Source organism: Bradyrhizobium sp. AUGA SZCCT0169, from assembly GCF_018130085.1.
Lineage (GTDB): Bacteria > Pseudomonadota > Alphaproteobacteria > Rhizobiales > Xanthobacteraceae > Bradyrhizobium.
Genome location: NZ_JAFCMC010000036.1, coordinates 1 through 24128 on the forward strand (window position 1 = coordinate 1; position 24128 = coordinate 24128).

Here is a 24128-nt window from a genome sequence, read left to right on the forward strand (position 1 = left end):
CCGAAGTGTCACAATATGAATCACACAAAATGCCGATTCGGGAATCCCCGACATCAGATGTGTGCATGCCCTAGGGCGAAGGCCGGGACCCATAGCCACAGGGCATCATGAGTAAAGGAAGTCGTCGACCAGCACCCTTAATCAGAACGGCCGCGGCGTATGGGCCCCGGCTCAAGGCCGGGGCGACAAGAAAAGCTACCGCACCACGCCGGAGGTAAACCCGGCCTTGCGCCGCGGCGGCTTGATGTCTTTTTTCAGGAAGCAATGGCCTTCCTTGCCGGCGTAGCCCGGCCGCGCATAGGTCCAGGCCCGGCACTTGTTGTCGGCGGTGCAGGCGGCCTTGCAGGCGTCGTCGCCGTCCTTGCTCTTGACGTCGAAATTCTTGTAGTCGCCGCCGAAGCGGTCGATCGAGGTTTCGATCACGCTGTTCCTCGGCTCGACCACGCCGGCACCGCGCACCCCGGAGACGCAGCAACTGTCCTGGACGCGCGCCGGAACGTTGCTCTTGAGCCAGCACACCGCGCCGCTGGTCAGGTCGGTCGGATAGTTGAAGCTCCACGACCGGCAACGCTTGTCGCGTTCGCACACCAGCGCGCAGTCGGCCGGATCGCCCGAGATCACCGGCGAGCTCAGATAATCGCCGCCGGGGCGGTCGAAATTGGCCTGCGCCGCGGCCGGGCGCGCGGGTGCTGCCGCCGCCAAAAAGCCGAGCGTCACCAAACACGCCCTGACGAGGCGGCCTATCCCCATATGATTGCTTTCGAATGCGCGCGTTCCGAAGATTGCCATTGGAGCGGCATCAACCTGTACGGCGGATGAACGGCCCGGAAACGCGGCAACGAACCGAGCGTGATGATCCCATCACGCTCTATCCTTTTGTTTGCGCATGATCTTTTCGGAAAAGCCGGCACCCACCCCGCATCAAGCGCGGGGCAGCTTTACCGGATCGCGCGTTAGAAAGCGTATTCCTTGTAGGCCGGTTCCACGGAGCCGCCCCAGGCGCCGTTGAATTTCTCCAGCATCTCTTCGGCCGGCGTGCGGCCGGATTCGAGGATCCGCTCCAGGGGCTCGAGGTGACGGCTTTCGTCGCGGCCGAGATGATCGACATGACCACGCCGCCGCAGGCCCGCATGGGACAGCTTCAGGCATTCCTTCGCGATCTCGAACAGATAGCGGTCGCGGATCCGGGCCTTGAAGCCGAAGCGCGGCACGTCGTCGCGCAGCGCCTGACGCTCCGCCGCCGTCCAGTGCTTCACGAGATCCCATGCCGCGTCCAGCGTGGTGTCGTCGTACAACAGGCCGACCCAGAACGCCGGCAGCGCCGGCAAGCGGCCCCACGGCACGCCGTCGGCGCCGCGCATTTCCAGATAACGCTTCAAGCGCACTTCCGGGAAAATCGTCGAGAGATGATTGGCCCAATCCGACAGCGTCGGCCGCTCACCCGGGAGCGCGTTACTCTTGCCGTCGAAGAAGGCGCGGAACGACGAGCCTGACACGTCGATATAGCTGTCGCCGCGCTTGACGAAATACATCGGAACGTCGAGCGCATAGTCGACCCAACGCTCAAAACCCATGCCGTCCTCGAACGCCCACGGGATCATGCCGGAACGCGCATTATCGGTATCGCGCCAGATTTCGGAGCGGAACGACAGGAAGCCGTTGGCCTTGCCTTCGGTGAACGGCGAATTGGCGAACAACGCGGTCGCGATCGGCTGCAGCGCCACCGATACCCGCAGCTTCTTGACCATGTCGGCTTCGGAAGAGAAGTCGAGATTGGTCTGCACGGTACAGGTCCGATACATCATGTCGAGGCCGTACTGGCCGACCTTCGGCATGTAATTGGTCATGATCCCGTAGCGGCCCTTGGGCATCACAGGGATTTGCGACCGCGACCATGACGGCGTCATGCCGAGGCCGAGAAAGCCGATGCCGAGCGGGGTCGCGATCTCGCGCACCTGCGCCAGATGCGCCATCAACTCCGACTGGGTCTGGTGCACGGTCTCGACCGGCGCGCCCGACAATTCGAACTGCCCCCCGGGCTCCAGCGAAATCGCGCCGCCGCCGGTGACATCGTACAGCCCGATAATGTTACCGCGCTCCATGATCGGCTCCCAGCCGAGCAGGAGCTGCATGCCCTCCAGCAGCGCGCCGATGCCGCGCGCGCCTTCATATGGCACGGGGTGATAGCCCTCGAGCGTGAACGGGGTCTTCTCGTGCTCGGTGCCGATGCGGAACTCCGACGGCGGCTTTACGCCGGCCGCCAGCCACGCCACGAGTTCGTCGCGCGATTGCAACGGCGTCATATCGATTTGGTCACGCGCCATAAAAAACCCGGATCTTTGGCGATTCGACCGAACGCGCCGTGTGGCAGGGAGCATTGCGGACAGCGTTATCCGCAAAAACGATAAGATGAAGGCGTATCATCGGGCGGGAACGCCGTCTCGCACAGCGGCCGCCCTGACCTCGCTGCACGAGCAGCCCAGCCGGTCGAGCAGACCGCAGAGCTTGATGGCGTCGGTGTCGGACAGTTTGGAGCCGACGTGCTTTTCGATCGCGGCGGAATAGGCGCTCCACATTTTCTTTTGCAGCTCGCGTCCCGTCTCGGTGATTTCGACGAACTGGCCGCGCTTGTCGATCTTGCATTCGCGCCGCGCCGCCAGCCCTTCGTCGACCAGCCGGTCGATCAGGCGCGAGGTCGAGTATTGCGGGATCAGCATCTGCTTCTCCAGCTCCACGGGACGCATCTCGCCGGACGGCGCGCGCGACAATTCCAGTAGCGCGTCATACCAGGCGAGCGGCGGGAAGCCCGCCTTCTTCAGATCCTGCTCGACGGCGTCGAGCACCCGGCTCTGCACCCGCATCAGGCGGATCCAGGCGTTGGTCGCCTCGGTCGATGGTTTGCGTTTCATGGTCTGGTCCGTATCCGTCACAGGTCCGTGTCTGTCACAGGTTAGTGTACCGCACTAAATGCAGCTGCATCAATCTTGACTATTACATGCAGATGCATTTAGTCGTTCCGCGGCCCCAAGCCAAGGTTTCCAAAGACAAGAACTTCCAAAGGGAGAAAATCCAATGAAATTGTACTATTCGCCAGGCGCCTGCTCGCTGTCTCCCCATATCGCGCTGCTGGAGGCCGGTCTGCCCTACGATCTGGTCAAGGTCGACCTGCGCGCCAAGAAGCTGGAAAACGGCGACGACTATCTGACGGTCAACCCGAAGGGCCAGGTGCCCGCACTGGCGCTCGACTCCGGCGAATTGGCGACCGAAGGCCCGGTCATCGTCCAGATGATCGCCGACAAGGCCGCGGACAAGAATCTTGCCCCCAGCCGCGACCATGCCGATCGCTACAAGCTGCAGGCCTGGCTCACCTATATCAACAGTGAACTGCACAAGAACCTCGGCCCGCAATTCGCCCCGGCGCTGTCAGATGACGCCAAGGCCTTCTTCAAGGATCGGGTGATGGGCAAGTTTAGGTATGTCGATGGCGAGCTCGCCGGGAAAGACTACCTGATGGGCAAGCAGTTTTCGGTCGCCGACGGCTACATGTTCACGATGCTGTCATGGGCCGAACGGATGAAATGGGATCTCGCCGATCTCTCCAACCTGATGGCCTACAAAGCCCGCGTCGGCGCACGCCCGAAGGTGCAGGAAGCGTTGACCAAGGAAGGTCTGCTCAAGGCGGCGTAAGCGTTTCGATACATAAAATGAGAACGGGGCCGGATCGATGATCCGGCCCTTTTTATTTTCGATTTGATCGTCGATCAACAAAATCGTCCGTGACGTGGCGATCGTCCAGGCAGACCGGAACATTGGCCGGGCTGATGAGTAAGTCTCCGGTCGAGAACGTGTTGCGGGTTCCGACCGCCGGCAGAGTGGTTCCGTAGTGACGGTGCTTTGGTCATCCGGAATCTCTGCGCGAAAAACGTCACAAGAAAATCCCGAAAAAAATCCCGAGAAAAACTCCAGAGGCACCACACCAATGGACAATTGGCTTTCGTACGTCGTCGCCCAGATCGAGCGGATTCCATCCTGGGCGATCCTTGCCGCCATTGCCGGCGTCGCGATCCTCGCGGCGCTGGCGGCTCACCGGCTGGTGTTCTTTTTGCTCGAACGGCAGTTGCGCGACAGCGAACGATTCGCATGGTTGCTGATACTGAAGAAATCGAAGGCACCGTCAGCTTTTGCCGCCGTCATGGCGGCGCTGAGCCTCTCGCTGCAATTGGGTCCGATCAGCGGAACCGCGGCGACCGGACTTACGGCATTGATGCAGATCGCATTCATTACCCTGCTCACATGGCTTGCCATTGTCACGACCGAGATATTCAGCTCCGTCTATCTCGGCCGCTTGCAGAGGGACCTCGAGGAAAACCTGCTCGCGCGAAAGCATGTGACGCAGATCAGAATCCTGACGAGGGCGGCGGTGCTGATTATCGCGCTGATCGGCCTTGCATCCGCGCTGATGAGTTTCGACGCGGTGCGCCAGTATGGCGTCAGCCTGTTTGCCTCCGCCGGCGTCGCCGGCCTCGCCATCGGTCTTGCAGCACGGCCGCTGCTTTCAAACCTGATCGCGGGCGTTCAGATCGCAATGACGCAGCCGATCAGGATTCAGGACAGCGTGATCGTCGAAGGAGACTACGGCACGATCGAGGAGATCAACTCGACCTACGTCGTGGTGCAGCTTTGGGATTGGCGGCGCCTGATCCTGCCGCTGAACTATTTTATCGAAAAGCCGTTCCAGAACTGGTCGAGGGACAGCGAGTCGATCATCGGAAGCGTGATGATCTATGTGGACTATTGCGCCGATGTCCCGGCGATCCGGAAAAAGCTCGAACAGCTCGTGAAGACGATGCCGTTGTGGGACGGCAAAGTGGTCAATTTGCAGGTCAGCGATGCGACGGAGACCTCGATGCAGCTGCGCATTCTGGTCAGCGCGCGAACCGCGGCATCCGCCTGGGACCTCAGATGTCTGGTCAGGGAAGCCTTGATCAGCTTTGTGAGCAAGGAACTGAGATATTCCCTGCCGCAACCGCGCCGACAGATCGCCAGTCACGTCTGGCTTGACGAGGCAAGCCTGGTGCCGGAACACGCGCTGCCGTCGAAAGCCCGGGCCGGGAATGGCTGAAGCGGCGTTTCTGCCGGCGACCGCCGTCGCGCGGATTTCAGGAGCTGATGCGTTCCTTCGCCGTGAAGGTCACGGCTTCGATCTTGTTGCCGTCGAGGTCGCGGACAAAGGCGCCGTAATAATTGGCATTGTATTTTTCCCGAATGCCGGGCGCGCCTTCGTCAGTTCCGCCACTGGCAAGCGCGCTTTCGTGAAATCGCCTGACCGTTTCCCGGTCCGGCGCCAGAAAGGCAATATGGACGCCATTGCCCGGTGTTGCGGGCAAACCGTCAGCCGGGGTTTCAAGACTGAACACGATCTCGGATGCGCCGTAATGAGCGGCCTTCTCGGAAGTTTTGAGAAGCCGGAAACCGATGAGAGACATCAGCGGATCGTAAAACGCCTTGGCCCGCGTGAGGTCATTGGTGCCGACCGAAACATGATGGATCATCGGTGCATTCCCGCGTCGAACTTTTTGGGCCAGCACAGATAGGCGCGAGGCGGCGGGTTGGTTCCAAAAATCCCGTGAGAGAAAACCTGAAGGGCCGGATCGATGATCCGGCCCATTGTTTGTTCGTCATTGCGAGCGAAGCGAAGCAATCCATCTCGCAGCATAACAGATGGATGGATTGCTTCGTCGCTACGCTCCTCGCAATGACGGGGCTTATACCGCAACCGCTCCTACAGCGCGCGAAGCCATCAGAACCGCGCAGGACTGAAAGCCATCGCGTCGGTAAACGTCGCCTCGCCGCTCATCATCTCGGCCAGCAGGCGGCCTGTGGTGGGGCCAAGGGTGTGGCCGTGATGACCATGCCCGAAATGCATCCACAGGCCTTTGTGCTTCGGTGCAGCTCCCACGACCGGCAGCATGTCGGGCATGCAGGGGCGGACCCCGCTCCAGGGTTCGGCCTCCACCGCCGTGCCGAGATCGACAAGCCGCCGTGCCGCCTGTTCCGCCCGTTCGAGCTGGCGCGACTGCGACGACCTTTCCGGTCCCATCAATTCGGCGCCCGACGTAATCCGCAACCCCTTCGCCATCGGCGCCATGGCGTATGCGAATTCGGGGTCGTGCAGCGGCAGATTGAGCCTGCCGCCGCCGGTGAAATGCCGATGGTAGCCGCGCTTGCGCAGCATCGGAAAACGGTAGTCAAACTTTTGCAACAGATCGGGAGACCACGGACCCAGCGATACCACGGCCGCCTCGGCGTCGATCGGGCCATCATCCGACTGAACCGTCCAGCCGGCAGGACTCGGCGCCAACGTGGTCGCATCCCCGTTGACGAAGGTGCCGCCTGCGCGTGTGAACAGATCGGCATAAGCGGATACAAGCCCGCCCGGGTCCGAGACCGTCCATGGGTCGCGCCAGTGAACAGCCCCCGCCCCGGTCTCGTTAAGCCCGGGTTCGGCCGCGGCAAGCTGTGCCGGGCTGATAATTTCCGATCGCACACCGAATTCAGCCGCCAGCGACTCGGCGACCAGCGCCACTTCATCCAGCGCAGCCTGGGTGCGGCGCAGGGAATGATAGCCGCTTCGCTGCACCAGATTGTCCGCGCCGGCTTCCCGGATCAGCACGTCATGCTCGCTTGTCGCGCGTGCGATGATCCGCGCGTAGGCCTGCGATATGCGCTGGTGCCGATCCGGCGCGGAATGCCACCAGTACCGCAGCAAAGGACCAAGATGCCGCGGCAGCCATTTTACGCGGTAATGGACATCGTTGGCGCGCCCCGTTGCGATCGCCGCCAGCGTCGCAAGATCGCGCGGCATCGGATAGGGCCGCACCGCTTCGGCCTGGATGAAGCCGGCGTTGCCGTAGCTGGTCTCGCGGCCGGGCTGATTGCGATCGAGCAGCACGACCGACCAGCCGCGGCGCTGTAACTGCAGCGCGGTTGCAACCCCGACCATTCCGGCACCGAGAACGATAACACTTGGCATTGTCGCGATCACCTTTGCATACGTCAGCGACCTGTCGCCAAGTCCTGCTTCAACTAATCTACGAGCAGCTGCAACAGATCGCGACAGTGGAAAAGGCGCGGATGCCCTGCGCAGAATGACGCTTGACGCTCAAGCCGCGCCGGGTCGCGTGAGCTCGCTCAAAAATCTATTCACAAAATAAGGGCCGGATCGATGACCCGGCCCTTTATTGTTTTGCTCAGAACTTTCAACACGTCGTCCCGGCCTTGAGCCGGGACCCATAACCACGAATGCTCGTGGTGAAAGAACGCTGCCGTTGTGCCCATTCCATAGGACACGGCGTATGGGTCCCGGCTCAAGGCCGGGACGACGATTTCCCTTACGCCGCCAGCTTCTTCGGCGGGAAGCGACCGTAGAACGTCTCGCCCTTGGCCGCCATGTCCTCCAGCAGTTTCGGCGGCGTGAAGCGGGAGCCGTATTTGGCTTCCAGCTTGTGGCAGAGTTCGACGAACTTCCTGGTACCCATGAAGTCGATATAGGACAGCGTGCCGCCGGTGAACGGCGCAAAGCCGAAGCCGAGGATCGAGCCGACGTCGGCCTCGCGCATGTCGGTGATGACGTGATCCTCGACCGTGCGCGCGGCTTCCACCGCCTGCACCACCAGGAAACGCTGCTTCAGCTCCTCGATGTCGAGCGTGTCGGGGTCGAGCTTCTTCGGCTGCAGATCGGCAAGTCCGGTCCACAGGCTCTTCTGACCCTTGCCCTTCTCGGGATAGTCGTAAAAGCCCTTGCTGTTCTTGCGGCCGAGACGGCCCTGCTTCTCCACCAGCTCCACCATCAGTTTCTTCTGATCCGGGTTGATGGAGTTCGGCCCGAGATCGGCCTCGGTTGCCTTCATCACCTTGAGCCCGAGGTCGAGCGCGACCTCGTCCGACAGCGACAGCGGGCCGACCGGCATGCCGGCCATCTTGGCGCAGTTCTCGATCATCGCCGGCGGCACGCCTTCGAGGAACATCTCGTTGCCTTCGGCGATGTAGCGGCCGACGCAGCGGTTGGCGTAGAAGCCTCTGCTGTCGTTGACGACGATCGGCGTCTTGCCGATCATCCGCGTGTAATCCAGCGCGGTGGCAAGCGCGGCATCGCCGGTGTTCTTGCCCACGATGATCTCGACCAGCATCATCTTCTCGACCGGCGAGAAGAAGTGGATGCCGATGAACTTGCCCTGGTCCTTGAATTCCTCGGCCAGCGAGTTGATCGGCAGCGTCGAGGTGTTGGAGGCGAAGATCGCGCCATCCTTCAGGAGCGGCTGCGCCTTGGCATAGGTTTCGGCCTTTACTTTGCGGTCCTCGAACACGGCCTCGATGACGAGGTCGCAGTCTTTCAGCACGCCATAGTCGGCGGTCGCGCTGATGCGCGACATCACGGCGTCGCGGTCGCTTTCCTTGGCGCGGCCCTTCTTGATGAGATCGTCGATCACGGTCTGGGCGTGGCCCTTGCCCTTGTCGGCGCTGGCCTGATCGCGGTCGATCAAGACCACGTCGATGCCGGCGCGCGCGGAGACGTAGCCGACGCTGGCGCCCATGAAGCCGGCGCCGATCACGGCGAGCTTTTTCACCTTGGTCGGCGGCACGTTTGGCGGCCGGCGTGCACCCTTGTTCAGTTCCTGCATCGACAGGAACAGGCTGCGAATCATCGCGGCGGCTTCGTTGGAGCGCAAGATCTGCGTGAAGTAGCGCGACTCGACGCGGAGCGCCGCATCGATCGGCAACTGCAGGCCTTCATAGACGCAGCTCATGATGGCGCGCGCCGCCGGGTAATTGTCGTAGGTCTCGCGGCGGTAGATCGCGTTGCCCGCCGGGAACATCTGCATGCCCGCCTTGGAGAACACCGGGCCGCCGGGAAGCTTGAAGCCCTTCTCGTCCCAGGGGGCGATCGGCTTGCCGCCGCCCTTGATCCAGTCCTTCGCCGCCTTGATCATGTCGGCGGGCGGGACGATGGCGTGAATGAGGTTGAGCGCCTTGGCCCGGGTCAGGTTGATCGCCTCGCCCTTCAGCAGCAGCTGCATCGCATCGGCAGGCTGCACGATACGCGGCACGCGCTGGGTGCCGCCGGCGCCGGGGAACAGGCCGACCTTCACCTCGGGCAGGCCGAGCCGGGTCTTCGGGTTGTCGGCGGCGACGCGGTAGTGGCAGGCCAGGGTCAATTCAAAACCGCCGCCGAGCGCGAGACCATTGATCGCGGCGACCCACGGCTTCCCTGAAATTTCGATATTACGATAAACCTGCGAGAAGCGGCGGCTCTGGTCGAACAGCATCTGGTTGGCGGCCTCTTCGCCCTTGGCCTTGAGCAGATCGGCATATTGATGGGCCATGCCTTCGAGCATCGACAGGTCAGCACCGGCGCACAGCGCTTCCTTGCCCGAGGTGATGACGACGCCCTTGACGGCGGCATCGGCGGTGGTCTGCTTGACGATCTCCTCGAGTTCGGTGGCCGAGGTCTCGTCGAGCACATTCATCGAACGGCCGGGCGTGTCCCAGGTGACGAGCACGATGCCGTCGGAGTCGGTTTCCAGCTTGAAATTCTTGAAGGCCATGTTGGTCGCTCCCAATGCGATTGCTGCGTAGGGTGGGCAAAGGCGCGCTTCGCGCCGTGCCCACCATTTTCATTCGGTGCTTGTGATGGTGGGCACGCTTCGCTTTGCCCACCCTACGAATTGCCGTCGCCTAGACCCGCTCGATGATGGTCGCGGTGCCCATGCCGCCGCCGATGCACAGCGTCACCAGCGCGGTCGACTTGTTGGTGCGTTCGAGTTCATCGAGCACGGTGCCGAGGATCATCGCGCCGGTGGCGCCGAGCGGATGGCCGAGCGCGATCGCGCCGCCATTGACGTTGATCTTGGAGCTGTCGATGTCGAAGGCCTGCATGTAGCGCAGCACCACCGAGGCGAAGGCCTCGTTGAGTTCGAACAGGTCGATGTCCGACTTCTTCATGCCGGAGCGCTCGAACAGCTTTTCGGTGACGTCGACCGGGCCGGTCAGCATCATCGCGGGCTCGGAGCCGATATTGGCAAAGGCACGGATTTTCGCGCGCGCCTTCAGGCCGTGCTTGACGCCGGCTTCCTTGCTGCCGAGCAGCACGGCGCCTGCGCCGTCTACGATGCCGGAGGAATTGCCGGCGTGGTGCACGTAATTGATGCGCTCGACTTCGGGGTGCGACTGGATCGCGACCGCATCGAAGCCGCCCATCTGGCCCATCGCCACGAACGATGGCTGCAACTGGCCGAGCGACTGCATCGTCGTGGTCGGGCGCATGTGCTCGTCCTTGGCGAGGATGGTGAGGCCGTTGATGTCCTTCACCGGCACCACGGAATTCTTGAAGCGGCCCTCGTCCCAGGCTTTCGCGGCGCGCTGCTGGCTCTGCACCGCATAGGCGTCGACGTCATCGCGCGAAAAACCGTATTTGGTGGCGATGAGGTCGGCCGAGACGCCCTGCGGCATGAAATAGGCAGGCACCGCCATCGAGGGATCCATCGGCCAGGCGCCGCCGGAGGCGCCGATGCCGACGCGGCTCATCGATTCGGCGCCGCCCCCGATCACGAGCTCATGCTGGCCGGCCATGACCTGGGCGGCGGCAAAATTCACGGCATCGAGGCCGGAGGCGCAGAAGCGGCTGATCTGGACGCCGGGGACGGCCTGGCCGAGGCCGGCCTTGAGCGCCGCAAAGCGCGCGATGTCGGAGCCGGCCTCGCCGACCGGATCGACCACACCGAGCACGACGTCGTCGACGACGTCGACACCGAGATTGTTGCGCTCCTTCAGCGCTTGCAGCGGCACGGTGGCGAGCGCCAGCGCGGTCACTTCATGCAGCGAGCCGTCGGCCTTGCCGCGGCCGCGCGGGGTGCGAACGTGATCGTAGATATATGCCTCAGGCATGGTTTTCTCCCGTTTCGGTCTCGGCTCTCCTCGAGCCAGACGAATTTTCAGATTATTCCACCGTCATTGCGAGGAGCGTAGCGACGAAGCAATCCATTCTTTCTTTTCGCGGCAAGATGGATTGCTTCGCTGCGCTCGCAATGACGAAAAAGACTTATTGGACGCTTCAGAACGCTTCCGCCGGCAATTCCATGGTGGTCGCGCAGCCGGTCTGGATGCGCGCAAGGTGCACCGTCGTTTCCGGCAGCATCCGCTCCATGAAGAAGCGGCCGGTCACGAGCTTGGTGGTCAGATAGGGCGTGGCGCCAGAGGACGCAATCTTGTCCTGCGCCACCTTAGCCATCCGCGCCCACATATAGGCGAAGGTGACGAGGCCGAACAATTGCATGTAGTCGGTGGCGGCGGCACCGGCATTGTCGGGCTTGGTCAGCGCGTTCTGCATCAGCCAGCCGGTGGCCTGCTGCAGATGGCCGAGCGCGGTCGAGAGCGGCGTCACGAACGGCTTCATCGCCTCGTCGGCGCCGTGCTCCTTGGCAAACGCCCCGACCTCGCCGAAGAACGCCATCACGGCGCGGCCGCCGTCGCGCGGCAGTTTGCGCCCGACGAGGTCGAGCGCCTGAATGCCGTTGGCGCCTTCATACAGCATGGCAATGCGCGCATCGCGCACGAACTGCTCCATGCCGTGTTCGGCGATGTAGCCGTGGCCGCCATACATCTGCTGCGCCAGCACCGAATTCGAGAAACCGACATCGGTCATCACGCCCTTCATGACCGGCGTCATCAGGCCCATGTGGTCGTCGGCCTCCTGGCGATCCTTCGGGTCGCTTGAGCGGTGGGCGACGTCGCTCTTCAGCGCGGTCCACACCACCATGGCGCGGGCCGCCTCGTTGAAGGCGCGGATCGTCAGCAGCACGCGGCGCACGTCGGGATGCACGATGATCGGATCGGCCGGCTTGTCCGGATCTTTGGCGCCGGTCAGCGACCGGCCCTGCAGGCGCTCGCGCGCGTAATTGACCGCGTTCTGATAGGCGACCTCGGATTGCGCGAGGCCCTGCACCGCGACGCCGAGGCGGGCCTCGTTCATCATCACGAACATGCCCTGCATGCCCTTGTTCTCTTCGCCGATCAGCCATCCGGTGGCGCCGTCGTAATTCATCACGCAGGTGGAATTGCCGTGAATGCCCATCTTGTGCTCGATCGAGCCGCAGGACACGCCGTTGCGTGCGCCGAGCGAACCGTCGGCATTGACCAGCACCTTCGGCACCACGAACAGCGAGACGCCCTTGATGCCCGCGGGTGCGCCTTCGATGCGCGCCAGCACCAGATGGATGATGTTGTCGGCAAGATCATGCTCGCCGGCCGAGATGAAGATCTTGGTGCCCGTGATCTTGTAGCTGCCGTCGGCCTGCTTGACGGCCTTGGTGCGGAGCAGGCCGAGATCGGTGCCGCATTGCGGCTCGGTGAGGTTCATGGTGCCGGTCCACTCGCCCGCCACCATCTTCGGCACGAACATCTTCTTCTGTTCGGGCTTTCCGTGCACCATCAACGCCGCGGTCGCGCCCATGGTGAGACCGCCATACATCGAGAACGCCATGTTGGCCGAGCTCTGGAATTCGGTCACGACCTGGCTCAGCGTGACCGGCAGCCCCTGCCCGCCATATTCGGATGGAGCCGACAGCCCGAGCCAGCCGCCTTCGGCGACCTGCTTGAAGGCTTCCTTGAAACCCTTCGGCGTGGTGACGCGGCCGTCATCGTGGCGGACGCAGCCTTCGAGGTCGCCGACCCGGTTCAGCGGCTGCAGCACTTCTTCGCTGAGCTTGGCGGCTTCGCCGAGGATCGCTTCGCGGACATCCGCGGAAGCGTCAGTAAAACCCGGGAGATTGTCATAGCGGTCGATCTGGAACACATCGTTGAGCAGGAACGTGACGTCTTCCACGGGGGCTTTGTAAGTCGGCATGGTGTTCTCCCGGCAGGGACAGAATGAATTGGCGGATACGTTTCAGATGAAGCTTGGCAGGCCAGCGGGCGCTTCAGGGTTCAAAGCCGGACCTTATCCGGTTCCGGACGACGCGGCGTCACTGTTTTGCGAGTTGCGCGCCCATCAGCTGGTGCAGCAGGTTCATCGCCTTGAGCGGCCGCACCATCACCTTGAAATGCGTGATCTTGCCATCCGCGAAGGTGATCATGTCGACGCCGTTGATCACGATGCCGTCGATTTCTTTTTCGAATTCGAGCACGGCGCCATTGTCGCTGCGCCATTCGCCGACATATCTGAATCCCGGGCCGCCCAGCACTTTCTCGGCGCTCGACAGATATTTGAAGGTGATGTCACGCCCGCGCTGCGGGGTATGGACCACGGGACTCTCGAACACCGCGTCGGGGTGCAGCAGATCCCAAAGCGCCGCTTGGTCGTGCGACTTCATGTAGCCGTACCATTTGTCGAGTGCAGTCACGGTCATGATGCGTCTCCGATCGGCTCGATACGGGTTAGCCTAATCTTTATGCATGTTGACGCATATGCAACTTTATGCATAAAGTCAACGCGACAATTTGGTCGGGAGACTGGGCCCCTTCTTCCTTGCATGCGGTTGTTTTCGCGATTTTTGAAAGGGTCGGCGTTTGGCGCTCGGTGACGCAATCCTTGCTTGTCTGACGGAACGGCCGATGTCGGGCTATGAGCTCGCCAAGACGTTCGATTCCTCGATCGGGTTTTTCTGGAAGGCCGACCACCAGCAGATCTATCGCGAACTCTCGAAGCTCAGGGATCGCGGCCATATCCAGGGCCACGAGGTGGTCCAGTCCGGCAAGCCCAACAAGTTGGTCTATACGCTGACACAGGAGGGCCGGGCCGCGCTGCGGCACTGGGGCGCCCGGCCGAGCAGCCCGCCGATGATGAAGGACGACCTGCTGGTTCGGCTGTGCGCGCTCGACAGCTTCGATATCGAGCCCTTGCGCGCCGATCTGATGGCGCGGCTGGAACATCACCGCGACCGCTACGCCCGCTACGAGCGAATTCTGAACAAGCTGTTTCCGGACGGCAAAGCCACCTCCGTCGCCGATACCGGCAAGCTGCTCGGGCTGCGCATCGGTCTGCGCCACGAACAAGCCGTGGCGGAATGGTGCGAAGAGGCGATCGAGACCCTGGCCGCCGTCGCGAAACCTGCTCCGGTCCTGCTGCTCGAAGACACCAGCCGTGAAAGCAACGGCTGAGCGGCAGCGGAACCGCTGTTCGGGTTCCAAAGTTAACTTTAGGGCCGCCCGGTCCCATTCCTTAACCCGTTATTTACCGTAACGCGAAAAAGTCAGGTTCTGAGGCAGACGACCTGCGCGAAATTCGATTGTCTCCAAGGTGGGACGCGCGGGGAGGCTGAAGGCGCAGGAAGCGCCGGAGTCAGAACCGGACGAGAGCATGAATTCGCGCGTATCGTGGAGTGTTGAGGGCATCGATCCGTCGGTCCGCGAAAGGGCCGAAGCGGCCGCGCGGCGCGCTGGCATGTCGCTGAGCGACTGGCTCAATTCCACCATCGGCGATTCCGCCCCGCCAAATTTCCGTGCGCCCTATGACGAGCAGCCGGCGATGCCGAGCGCGGAGAGCCGCGAGGTTGCGGACATTCACCAGCGGCTCGATTCGATCACCCGGCAGATCGACCAGATTTCACGGCCCCCCGCGCGGAGCGACGCGCCCCGAACCGAAGCGCCCCGCGCTGAGCCGACCGTCGCGCGGCAGCTCAATGACGCCATTTCGCGCCTCGATGCGCGGCTGTCGCAGATTTCAAGCCACGCCCCGCGCCAGCCGACGGTGCAGGAGCGGCAGCGCCAGACCGAGATGGTCGAACGCGCCGCGGCGCAGGTCTATCGCCCCTCGCCGCCGCTGAGCCCGGCGTCGTTTGATTCGGCGATCGCCGAAATCGCCGCGCGCCAGAACGAACTGGACGGGGTGCCGTCCCGACAGATGCCGCCGCGCAGCACGCCGCCGATGGCGGCAGGTATGCCGCCGATGGCGCCAAGCGCCCGTGCCATGGCTTATGCGCCACCGATGCCGCCGCCTGCACCGGCGCCCGCACCTGCTCCCATCCCCGCCGGTCCGGATTTTTCGTCGCTGGAACGGCATCTGCTCAAGATCACGAGCCAGATCGAGGCGCTGCAGCGCCCCGACAATGTCGAGCAGTCGATTGCGGCCTTCCGCACCGAGCTTGCCGATATCCGCCGCGCCATTACCGAAGCGATGCCGCGCCAGGCGATCGACTCGATCGAGAACGAAATCCGCTCGCTGTCGCGCCGGATCGACGAAACCCGCCAGAACGGCACCGACGCCAACGTGCTGGCCAACCTGGAGCGCGCGCTCGGCGAAATCTACGACGCGCTGCGTTCCCTCAAGCCGGCCGAGCAACTCGCGGGCTATGACGACGCGATCCGCAATCTCGGCACCAAACTCGACCTGATCCTGCGTACCAACGACGATCCGTCGACGGTGCGTCAGCTCGAAGACGCGATCTCGGCGATGCGGGCGATCGCCTCCAACGTTGCGTCCAACGATGCGCTGGCGCGGGTTTCCGACGATCTGCATGCGCTGTCGGCCAAGGTCGATCAATTGTCTCGCGCCGGCGACAACAGCGAGTCGCTGGCCAGCCTTGAACAGCGCATCGCCGCGCTGACCTCGTCGATCGAAACGCGCGAGCGGCCGGTCGCAAGCGACAATTCCGAATATATCGAAGGCGCGCTGCGCTCGCTGTCCGAACGCCTGGATCGGATCCCGGCCGGCAACGACAACGCCTCCGCGTTCACCCATCTCGAACAGCGCGTGACGTATCTGCTGGAACGCCTGGAGACCTCCGGCGGCCAGGGCGGTTCTGGCGGCGGCAATCTCGGGCGCGTCGAGGAAGGGCTGCAGGACATCCTGCGCCATCTCGAACACCAGCACGCGAATTTGGCCAGGCTTGCCGACAACACCAGCAGCTATGCGGCGCCGCAGCCGATGGATTCCGGCATCGTCGAAGCCGTCAAGCGTGAATTGTCGGACCTCCGTTTCAACCAGTCGGAAACCGACCGCCGCACGCAAGACTCGCTGGAAACGGTTCACAGCACGCTCGGCCATGTGGTCGATCGGCTGGCGATGATCGAAGGCGATCTGCGCGCGGTTCGCGCCGCACCGCCTGCGGCAGCGCCGGCCCCCGCTGCATACGAAGCCCCGACGGAAGCGCCGCGCGCGGCAATGCCGCCGCCCAGCTTTGCACCGCCCGCCTATGTCCCTCAGGCTCAGCCGCAGGCTTTTGCGCCGCAGCCGAAACCGGAATTGCCGAATCCCGCAGCCTTCCAGGAGCATTTTGCCGCCGCGCCGCGCGACTTCCATGCCGCGGAGCCGGTAGCACCGCCGGCCATTCCGCCGATGACGCCGCGCGCCATCAGCGAAATCCTCGAGCCGCACGCAGCCGCGCCGCGCACCGCGATCGCGCCGGAACTGCCGCCGGATCATCCGCTGGAGCCGGGCACACGGCCGGCCGCACGGGCGTCGTCGCCATCGGAGCGCATCGCCGCATCCGAAAGCGTGATCAACGAAATTTCCGCGGCCGCCAAGGAGCCGGTCAGCTCGTCGAGCTTCATCGCCGCCGCCCGCCGCGCCGCGCAGGCCGCTGCCGCCGCGCCCGCCAACGAGAAGGCGGCCAAGGCCGCTGCGAAGGCTAACTCGAAGGCGGCCAAGGTTACCGCCATCGACAAGGGCAAGACCGACGGCAAGGAGCCGTCGAACATCACCTCCAAGATCCGCTCGCTGCTGGTCGGCGCCAGCGTATTTGCGATCGTGCTCAGCACCTTCCAGCTGGCGATGACGCTGCTCGACACCGGCAGCGCGCCGCAAATACCGCAGATGGAATCCACCGATCCGGCGCCGGCCTCAAAAGCCCCGGCCGAGAACAGCGCCAAGCCCGCCATGCCGGCGCCGGCTGGGCCCTCCATGATGTCGCCCGCCCCGATCGGACGGCAATCGAACAACTCCTCCGCACCAAACACGCTGGATGGCGCGCAAGTCGCTATTCCCCAATCCACGATTCCTCAGGCCATTATTCCTCAAGCCGCTTTTCCTCAGACCGCGATCGCGCCGCAGGCGGCGATGTCCATCCCGCCACAAGCGGCGATGTCGCCGATCAATGCCAGCGACATCACCGGCGCGCTCCCGGCCCTGCCGGCCAACGGCAAGCCTGGAATGGTGCAGGTGCCGGCGGGCGAGCAACTGCCCGATGGCATCGGCGGACCGATGCTGCGCGCCGCTGCGCTGAAGGGCGATCCGGCGGCAGCCTATGAAGTCGGCGTGCGCTTTGCCGAGGGCAAGGGCGTGGCAGCCAATCTCGACGAAGCCGCGAAATGGTATGACCGCGCGGCGCAAGCCGGCGTGGTGCCCGCGATCTTCCGGCTCGGCACCTTCTACGAGAAGGGCATGAGCGTCAAAAAGGACGTCGATGTCGCGCGGCGTTACTATCTGCAGGCGGCCGAACGCGGCAACGCCAAGGCGATGCACAATCTGGCCGTGCTCGACGCCGATGGTGGCGGCAAGGGCGCCAACTACAAGGTCGCGTCGCAATGGTTCCGCAAGGCGGCCGACCGCGGCGTCGCCGATAGCCAGTTCAACCTCGGTATCCTCTATGCCCGCGGCATCGGGGTCGAGCAGAACCTCGCCGAATCCTTCAAATGGTTCAGCCTCGCAGCGGCACAGGGCGATGCGGATTCCGGCCGCAAGCGTGACGATATCGCCAAGCGCCTCGACGCCCAGTCGCTGGCGGCGGCGAAGCTCGCGATCCAGACCTTCACGCCGGAGCCGCAGCCCGACGCCGCCGTCAATGTCGCAACGCCGGCCGGCGGCTGGGACCCGGTGCCCGCGCCCGCAACTGCGACCAAACCCGCCGCCAAGCAGGCTTCGACCAAGCGCGCCGCAGCCGTCCGTTAAAGCGGACAGCGATGCCGCTGGCGTCGCGCCGATAATCCTCCATATAAAGCCGTATGATCTGATGGGGCCGGCGGGGCCTCGTACGGCTGTGCAGTGAGGATCGATTGTCTGCCGAAGAGGGCCAGAACGGGGAAAACCGCTTCCGAAGGTCGCCGACCGGGCCGTCGGTCGCGCCGCCGCGCAAGGTGATCGATCAGCCTTCGCTGCCACCTTCTGCCCCGGCTTCTCCCTGGCGATCTCCTCCAGCTCCGCCACCGCAGCCGCCGCAAGCGGCACGCAGCCAATGGCCGGTCGGCTCGATTCTCATCTTCGTTCTTTTGCTTGCCGGCATCGCCATCCAGGCCTATCGCGACCTCTCGCGGCCCGATGCCTGGGATTACTGGAAGGACCAGTATGTCTCGCCGAGCCTGACCTCCTCGGTGGTCGCCAAACTCGATCTCGATGGCGCCGCGCGTGACCGGCGTGCCCTGTTCATCAAGGGCGAGATCGGACCCGGCGCCGCAAGATGGTTCCGCGAGAAATTGGACGAGGCCCAGCTTGCCGCAGGCGACGTGATCCTGATGTCCTCGCCCGGCGGCGATTTGAATCAGGCCGCGATCATCGGCGAGATCATTCGCTCGCGCGGACTGATCACAGCGGTCGGCACCGCCGATGCCGCGGGCCGCGTCAAACCCTCCTATTGCGCCAGCGCCTGCGTGCTGGTCTATGCCGGCGGCAAGAGCCGCATCGGCGTGGCGGGCTCAGGCCTGGGCGTGCACCGGTTTACCACGACAAAGCAAGTGGATGATCCGCTTGCCGAAGCCCAGAAGATATCAGGCGCGGTACTGGGCTATATGACCAAAATGGGGGTTTCGTCGTCGGTCGTGCAGGCGATGTCCGAGACCAAGGACATCCGCTGGCTCGCGCCCAAGGAGGCGCTCGCCATGAACCTCGTCACCGATCAGGTCGGAAGGCCCTGATTGCTGTCGTCCCGGCCTTGAGCTCAGATGCGCAATTGCGCATCGGGGGACCCATACGCCGCGGCCTGCCTTGTTAAACAAGAAAGATAACACTCAGCGCGCAAAACAATTGCGGCCGGTGGCTATGGGTCCCGGCTCAAGGCCGGGACGACGGAAGATTGTTCATCACCCCGCCGCGCATATGTGCAGGTGCGGCAAATAATTGCCTTCCGGGGCATTCTTTAGTCCCCCCTGCCACTGATCTGGGTTATGCAAAGACGCGGCAACCGGTCCGCGTGCCCTGACCCTGCGCGCCAATCGGATTCCACTGCCGGCAAATGCTCGAAACCATGCCCTGAGCGGCCGTTAGGCCACCTCAGCGGCAGACAACGAGAAGCAGACGCGCGTGCAGCTCTACCTTCCGATCGCCGACATTCCGGTCAATGTTTTCCTCATCCTGGCGATGGGCGCGGCGGTTGGTTTCGTCTCCGGCATGTTCGGCATCGGCGGCGGCTTCCTGATGACGCCGCTGTTGATCTTCGTCGGCATCGCGCCCGCGGTCGCCGTCGCCTCGGTCGCGAGCCATATCGCGGCTTCCTCCTTCTCGGGCGCGATATCCTATTGGAGGCGACGATCCATCGATCCCATTCTGGCGGTGGTCTTGTTGACCGGCGGCACCGTCGGGACGGCGCTCGGGGTCTGGACGTTTACGCTTCTACGCTCGCTCGGCCAGCTCGACCTGTTGATCGCGACGTCCTACGTGATCCTGCTGACCACGGTCGGCGGGCTGATGTTCTGGGAAGGCCTGCGCGCGCTGCTGCGGGCCCGGCGCGGCGGCGCGGCGACGATACGCCGCCCCGGCAGCCATGGCTGGATTCACGGCCTGCCGCTGAAGATGCGTTTCAAGCGCTCGAAGATCTACCTGTCCGTGATCCCGGTCGTCGTGATCGGCCTGATCATCGGCTTCATCGGCGCCGTCATGGGCATCGGCGGCGGCTTCATCCTGGTGCCGCTGATGATCTACGTGCTGCGGGTGCCGACTTCGACCGTGGTCGGCACCTCGATGGTGCTGACGCTGGTGACGATGATATTCGCGACCCTGCTGCATGCGGTGACCAATCATCTGGTCGACGCGGTGCTGGCGCTGATCCTGATGATCGGCGGCGTGACCGGCGCCCAATTCGGCGCCCGCGCCGGCCAGAAGATCCGCGGCGAACATCTGCGGCTGCTGCTCGGGCTTCTGGTACTCGCCGTCGGTATCCGCTTTGCCGTCGAACTGGTGATCCGGCCGGCCGATCTGTTCACGATCCGGGAAACGGGAGGCGGGGTATGATCGCGCGCGCCTCGCTGATCGTGGCAAGTCTCGTGCTGGGTGCTGCGCTCGGCAATTCGCCGGCATGCGCCGAGCGGCTGATCGTGTCGGTGTCGAACCACCGCGTCACGGTGACGCCGAATTATTCCGGCGAAGAGCTGGTGCTGTTCGGCTCGGTGGAAAAGGACGCGCAGACGCCGGCCGGCCGCAACAATTACGATCTGGTCGTGACCGTCAGCGGCCCGCGCGCCGACATGGTGACACGGCGCAAGGAACGCAAATTCGGCATCTGGATCAACACCGATTCCCGGCAATTCCTCAAAGTGCCGACCTATCTGGCGCTGTTTTCCAACCGGCCGTTCGACGACATCGCTTCCCCCGAAGTGCAGCGGCGGCAGCAACTCGGGCTCAACAATGTGCTGCTGACCCAGCGCGTCGGTCCTGATTTTGCCGACGTCGTGCCGAACGATCCGTTCCGCAGCGCGTTCGTGCGGCTGCGCACCCAGCACGGGCTTTATCGCGAGGAGCAATCGGCGGTGACGTTCCTGACGCCGACGCTGTTCCGCACCGGCATTCCGCTGCCGGGCGAAGTGCCGATCGGCACCTACGACGTCGAGATCAAGCTGTTCGCCGACGGCGCGCTGGTCACGCGCACCGAAACCGCGTTCGAGATCGTCAAGGTCGGCTTCGAACAGTTCATCGCCAACGCCGCCCACAACAATGGTCTTGCCTACGGGCTGGTGACGGCCTTCATGGCGCTGATGACGGGCTGGATGGCATCGATCGTGTTCCGGAAGGATTAGATGCGAATAGCGAATGGCGAGTAGCGAATAGACTATTCGCCATTCGCTATTCGCCCGCAAAAAACCCGATCCCCATCGCCAGCACGCTGAGCAGCATCGCCGCGGTCGACAGCCATCCGAGCCAATAGAGCGGGCCGCCGACGACAAAGCGCCCCATCACGTCCCTGCGGCGCGCCATGAACATCAACAGCACCATCACGGGAACGGCGAGCACGCCGTTGATGACGGCGCTCCAGTACAGTGCCGAGATCGGATTGATCGGCGTAAAATTCAGCGCGATGCCGATGGCGGCCGACAGCGCCAGCACGGCATAGAACGCGGCGGCTTGCCTGGGCTTGCGGGCGAGCCCGACCGGCCATCGTCGCGCTTCGCCGACGGCGTAGGCGGCGGCGCCGGCCAGCACGGGGATCGCCAGTAATCCGGTGCCGACGATGCCGAGCGCGAAGATCGCTTCCGCGAAGGCGCCGGCGATCGGCCGCAGCGCTTCAGCCGCCTGCGCCGAGGACTGGATGTTGGTCTCGCCTGCGGCATTGAGCGTCGCCGCCGCGGTCACGATGATCGACAGCGCGATCAAATTCGAGAACGCCATGCCGACGATGGTATCGGCGCGGATCCGGTTGAATTCCTTCTGCGCGCCGTAATGCTTCTCGATCAGGGGCCGCTTGCGGGCGTCGACGCGCTGGTCTTCGGCTTCCTGCGAGGCCTGCCAGAAGAACAGATAGGGTGAAATAGTGGTTCCGAGGATCGCGACGATGGTGGTGAAGTAATCCGCGCTCCAGGTGATCTTTGGAATCAGAACGCCCGTGAGCGCTTCGCCCCACGACACCTTCGCGAATGCAAGCGCCGCGACATAGGCGAACAGGCTGAGCGTCAGCCATTTCAGCACCGCGACATAGCGCTTGTAATCGAGGAAGATTTGCGCTGCGACCGACACGACACCAAAGAACACGACATAGACGATGCCGTATCCGCCGATCAGGAGCTTGGTCGCGTCAGCCATGGCGCCGAGGTCGGCGGCGATGTTGATCGTGTTGGCGATGAACAACAGTGCCACCACGATGTTGAGCAGCGCCGGCGAATAATGCCGGCAGACATTGCCCGATATGCCGTGCCCGGTGACGCGGCCGACCCGGGCGGAGATTTCCTGAATCGCCGCCATCAGCGGGAAAGTCAGCAGCATGGTCCAGCCGATGCCGTAACCAAGCTGCGCGCCGGCCTGGCTGTAAGTGCCGATCCCCGACGGATCGTCGTCGGAGGCGCCGGTGATCAGGCCGGGGCCGAGCGCCTTTGCAACATTGCGGAGACGAAACGGCTGATGCGGCTCGGCACTGGTTGCCGGCCTGCTGCTACCGGCATCCTGGTGCGCTTGGCATTTTGAACTCGATCTGTTGCGATCTTCCATGTGTGGATCCAGCCGCGGCGACAACGAACCGGACCGCGATCGGTTCCGACGCGGAACTGGCTTACGCTGGATGCAAGGATTCGATCACGGTCGTGACTCCCGGTTCGAGAATTCGTAACCGCGCTCCAAACCCCAGCGTATCGAAGGAGACGCGCAGATCGTTCGCGTTCTGGCGGAAATGCGCCCAGCCGTCGGTATGAACTGGCACGATCACCGCATCGGCAAACGCGCGCGCGGTCTCGATCGTATCATTGGTGTCCATGGTGAGATGGAACGGCCCGCGGGTCTGCGCCGCGCCCGCGAACGGCAGCACCACGCCCGCCCTATATCGCTTCGCCACCTCGGCGACGCCGTCGAACCAGACCGTGTCACCGCTGATATAGACCGGGCGGCTGCCTGATTTGTTCGACGCCACCACGAAGCCGATCACATCGCCCGACAATGGCTCGATACCGGCCGGGCCGTGACGCGCGGGTGTCGCAGTAATCGTCAGCGAACGGCCGCTGCTGCCGGTCAGTTCGGTGACGTCCCAAGGCGCAAAACCTTCGGCGTTGCCGCCGAGCCGCTTCGCACCAGCCTCCGTCGTCAGCACACGCTTTGCCTTCTTGAGAAATTCGCGGCCGGAATGATCAAGATTGTCGGAATGCTGGTCGTGGCTAAGCAACACGGCATCGACGTCACCGATCGTGTCTGCGGTCACCGCGGGACCAACCAGCTTTTCCAGCTTCACATGCGGCAATTGATAGGCGCCGGGTGCATCGAAGGTCGGATCGGTGAGCAGGCGGAAGCCATCGATTTCAATTAGTGCGGTCGGGCCGCCGACCAGGGTGATGGATAGGGTCATGCCGCACTCCCTTGCGAAGCGGGAGCGGCCACTGCAGCGGGCCGCGTCACCAAATAGATCCCGAGCGCCACCGGAATGATCCCGAGCAGGTCGCGGAATTCGACGTGCTCGCCGAGCACGAGGAAGGCGAACAGCATGCCGAGCGGCGGCATCAGGAAGTGATAGGCGCTGGCAGCGGTTGCGCCGCAAACCTTCAGCAGGTGAAACCACAACAAATAGGCCAGGATCGATCCGCCCAGCACCAGGAAGGCGAATGCGCCGAGCAGCCGCGCGCTCGGCACGATGTCGCTGACGCTGGAAAACGTGAAGGCGAAGGGCAGCAGCGCCAGTCCGCCGGCTAGATTCTGCACGCCATTGCCGACCCACAGGCTGCCCTTCGGCGCCAGCACCTTGAACAGGATGGTGCCGACCACGATCGAAGCCAATGAGGCCAGCGTATAGAGAATGCCGTGCCAGTCGTCGGTACCGACAGACATGCGGTGCCAGACGATGAAGCCGACGCCTGATATGCCGAGCAAGAGTCCTGTCACCTTGCGCCAGGTCAGCGCCTCGCCGAGAAACACCGCGGCGGCGACAGCGGTGAACACCGGATTGGCGCTGACGATCAGCCCGCCGAGGCCGGCGGAAACGGTCTGGAGGCCGGTGTACCCCAGCCCGAGATAGAGCGCGTTGTTGGCGACGCCGAGTACCGCGAACACGACCACGTCGCGCCAGCTGAGCTGCCATCCCTCGTTGCGAAGTGCGGATATGCCGAGGATCAGGACGCCCGCGAGCGAAAACCGCGCCGTGAGCAGGATCAGCGGCGGACAATCGGTGACGCCGATCTTGCCGGCGACGAAGGCAAAGCTCCAGAGCAGGCAGAACAGCGTGATCGTGAGCGGCAGCCAATTGAAACCGGAACGGGGAACGGGAATCGAGGGCGCGAGCGACATGGCAAGATTCCTTTGG

At 63.7% G+C, this 24128-nt stretch carries 19 protein-coding genes; 7 read left to right on the forward strand and 12 right to left on the reverse strand.

Annotated features, from left to right (window positions below):
- Nucleotides 1-195: 195 nt before the first annotated feature.
- The 3 genes from JQ609_RS28415 to JQ609_RS28425 all read right to left on the reverse strand — a co-directional run bounded on the left by JQ609_RS28415 (nucleotide 196) and on the right by JQ609_RS28425 (nucleotide 2909).
- Nucleotides 196-750 (reverse strand): PAN domain-containing protein, encoded by a 555-nt coding sequence (locus JQ609_RS28415; RefSeq protein ID WP_212276148.1) that lies wholly within the window; start codon nucleotides 748-750, stop codon nucleotides 196-198.
- Between the two features lie 203 nt (nucleotides 751-953).
- Complete coding sequence (locus tag JQ609_RS28420) at nucleotides 954-2324, reverse strand: glutamate--cysteine ligase (RefSeq protein ID WP_212211265.1); 1371 nt, start codon at nucleotides 2322-2324, stop codon at nucleotides 954-956.
- A gap of 96 nt (nucleotides 2325-2420) precedes the next feature.
- Nucleotides 2421-2909, reverse strand: coding sequence for a MarR family winged helix-turn-helix transcriptional regulator (locus JQ609_RS28425; RefSeq protein ID WP_212211267.1), 489 nt, complete (start codon nucleotides 2907-2909; stop codon nucleotides 2421-2423).
- 163 nt (nucleotides 2910-3072) lie between these two features.
- Here JQ609_RS28425 and gstA point away from each other — a divergent pair, with 163 nt between their 5' ends.
- Together gstA and JQ609_RS28435 are read left to right on the forward strand one after the other, a co-directional pair.
- Nucleotides 3073-3687, forward strand: a complete 615-nt coding sequence (gene gstA, locus JQ609_RS28430) for a glutathione transferase GstA (protein ID WP_212276149.1) — start codon at nucleotides 3073-3075, stop codon at nucleotides 3685-3687.
- A 292-nt stretch (nucleotides 3688-3979) separates the two neighbouring features.
- The gene (locus JQ609_RS28435) at nucleotides 3980-5122 is read left to right on the forward strand and encodes a mechanosensitive ion channel family protein (protein ID WP_212211271.1); all 1143 of its coding nucleotides are present in this window, start codon (nucleotides 3980-3982) and stop codon (nucleotides 5120-5122) included.
- 37 nt (nucleotides 5123-5159) lie between these two features.
- Here the strand turns inward: JQ609_RS28435 and JQ609_RS28440 are convergent, their stop codons facing one another.
- The 6 genes from JQ609_RS28440 to JQ609_RS28465 form a co-directional block, all read right to left on the reverse strand.
- Entirely contained in the window at nucleotides 5160-5552 is a 393-nt protein-coding gene (locus JQ609_RS28440) for a VOC family protein (protein WP_212276150.1), read from the reverse strand.
- Between the two features lie 248 nt (nucleotides 5553-5800).
- Nucleotides 5801-7033 carry an FAD-binding oxidoreductase gene (locus JQ609_RS28445; RefSeq protein WP_212211274.1) on the reverse strand — a complete coding sequence of 411 codons (1233 nt, stop codon included), beginning with the start codon at nucleotides 7031-7033 and terminating at the stop codon, nucleotides 5801-5803.
- 358 nt (nucleotides 7034-7391) lie between these two features.
- Nucleotides 7392-9605: a 3-hydroxyacyl-CoA dehydrogenase NAD-binding domain-containing protein gene (locus JQ609_RS28450; protein ID WP_212276151.1), complete on the reverse strand. Its 2214-nt coding sequence runs from the start codon at nucleotides 9603-9605 to the stop codon at nucleotides 7392-7394.
- Between the two features lie 130 nt (nucleotides 9606-9735).
- Entirely contained in the window at nucleotides 9736-10944 is a 1209-nt protein-coding gene (locus tag JQ609_RS28455; protein ID WP_212211278.1) for an acetyl-CoA C-acetyltransferase, read from the reverse strand.
- Nucleotides 10945-11110: 166 nt separating this feature from the next.
- A complete protein-coding gene (locus JQ609_RS28460; RefSeq protein WP_212276152.1) occupies nucleotides 11111-12901 on the reverse strand; it encodes an acyl-CoA dehydrogenase C-terminal domain-containing protein in 1791 nt (596 codons plus the stop codon).
- A 118-nt stretch (nucleotides 12902-13019) separates the two neighbouring features.
- A complete protein-coding gene (locus tag JQ609_RS28465; RefSeq protein WP_212276153.1) occupies nucleotides 13020-13403 on the reverse strand; it encodes a nuclear transport factor 2 family protein in 384 nt (127 codons plus the stop codon).
- Between the two features lie 160 nt (nucleotides 13404-13563).
- Between JQ609_RS28465 and JQ609_RS28470 the strand changes: the two genes are divergently transcribed.
- The 5 genes from JQ609_RS28470 to JQ609_RS28490 all read left to right on the forward strand — a co-directional run bounded on the left by JQ609_RS28470 (nucleotide 13564) and on the right by JQ609_RS28490 (nucleotide 20934).
- Nucleotides 13564-14154, forward strand: a complete 591-nt coding sequence (locus JQ609_RS28470; protein WP_212036714.1) for a PadR family transcriptional regulator — start codon at nucleotides 13564-13566, stop codon at nucleotides 14152-14154.
- 199 nt (nucleotides 14155-14353) lie between these two features.
- Entirely contained in the window at nucleotides 14354-17881 is a 3528-nt protein-coding gene (locus JQ609_RS28475; protein WP_212276154.1) for a tetratricopeptide repeat protein, read from the forward strand.
- A 104-nt stretch (nucleotides 17882-17985) separates the two neighbouring features.
- Nucleotides 17986-18840 carry a hypothetical protein gene (locus JQ609_RS28480; protein WP_212276155.1) on the forward strand — a complete coding sequence of 285 codons (855 nt, stop codon included), beginning with the start codon at nucleotides 17986-17988 and terminating at the stop codon, nucleotides 18838-18840.
- Nucleotides 18841-19225: 385 nt separating this feature from the next.
- On the forward strand, nucleotides 19226-20152 hold the full coding sequence (locus JQ609_RS28485; RefSeq protein ID WP_212276156.1) for a sulfite exporter TauE/SafE family protein: 927 nt from the start codon (nucleotides 19226-19228) through the stop codon (nucleotides 20150-20152).
- A complete protein-coding gene (locus JQ609_RS28490) occupies nucleotides 20149-20934 on the forward strand; it encodes a TIGR02186 family protein (RefSeq protein ID WP_212276157.1) in 786 nt (261 codons plus the stop codon). The genes JQ609_RS28485 and JQ609_RS28490 overlap by 4 nt, the downstream gene beginning before the upstream one ends.
- A gap of 46 nt (nucleotides 20935-20980) precedes the next feature.
- Here the strand turns inward: JQ609_RS28490 and JQ609_RS28495 are convergent, their stop codons facing one another.
- The 3 genes from JQ609_RS28495 to JQ609_RS28505 form a co-directional block, all read right to left on the reverse strand.
- On the reverse strand, nucleotides 20981-22336 hold the full coding sequence (locus JQ609_RS28495) for an NRAMP family divalent metal transporter (protein WP_212276158.1): 1356 nt from the start codon (nucleotides 22334-22336) through the stop codon (nucleotides 20981-20983).
- Nucleotides 22337-22397: 61 nt separating this feature from the next.
- Nucleotides 22398-23180 carry an MBL fold metallo-hydrolase gene (locus tag JQ609_RS28500; protein ID WP_212276159.1) on the reverse strand — a complete coding sequence of 261 codons (783 nt, stop codon included), beginning with the start codon at nucleotides 23178-23180 and terminating at the stop codon, nucleotides 22398-22400.
- A complete protein-coding gene (locus tag JQ609_RS28505) occupies nucleotides 23177-24112 on the reverse strand; it encodes a DMT family transporter (protein WP_212276160.1) in 936 nt (311 codons plus the stop codon). The genes JQ609_RS28500 and JQ609_RS28505 overlap by 4 nt, the downstream gene beginning before the upstream one ends.
- Nucleotides 24113-24128: the final 16 nt, after the last annotated feature.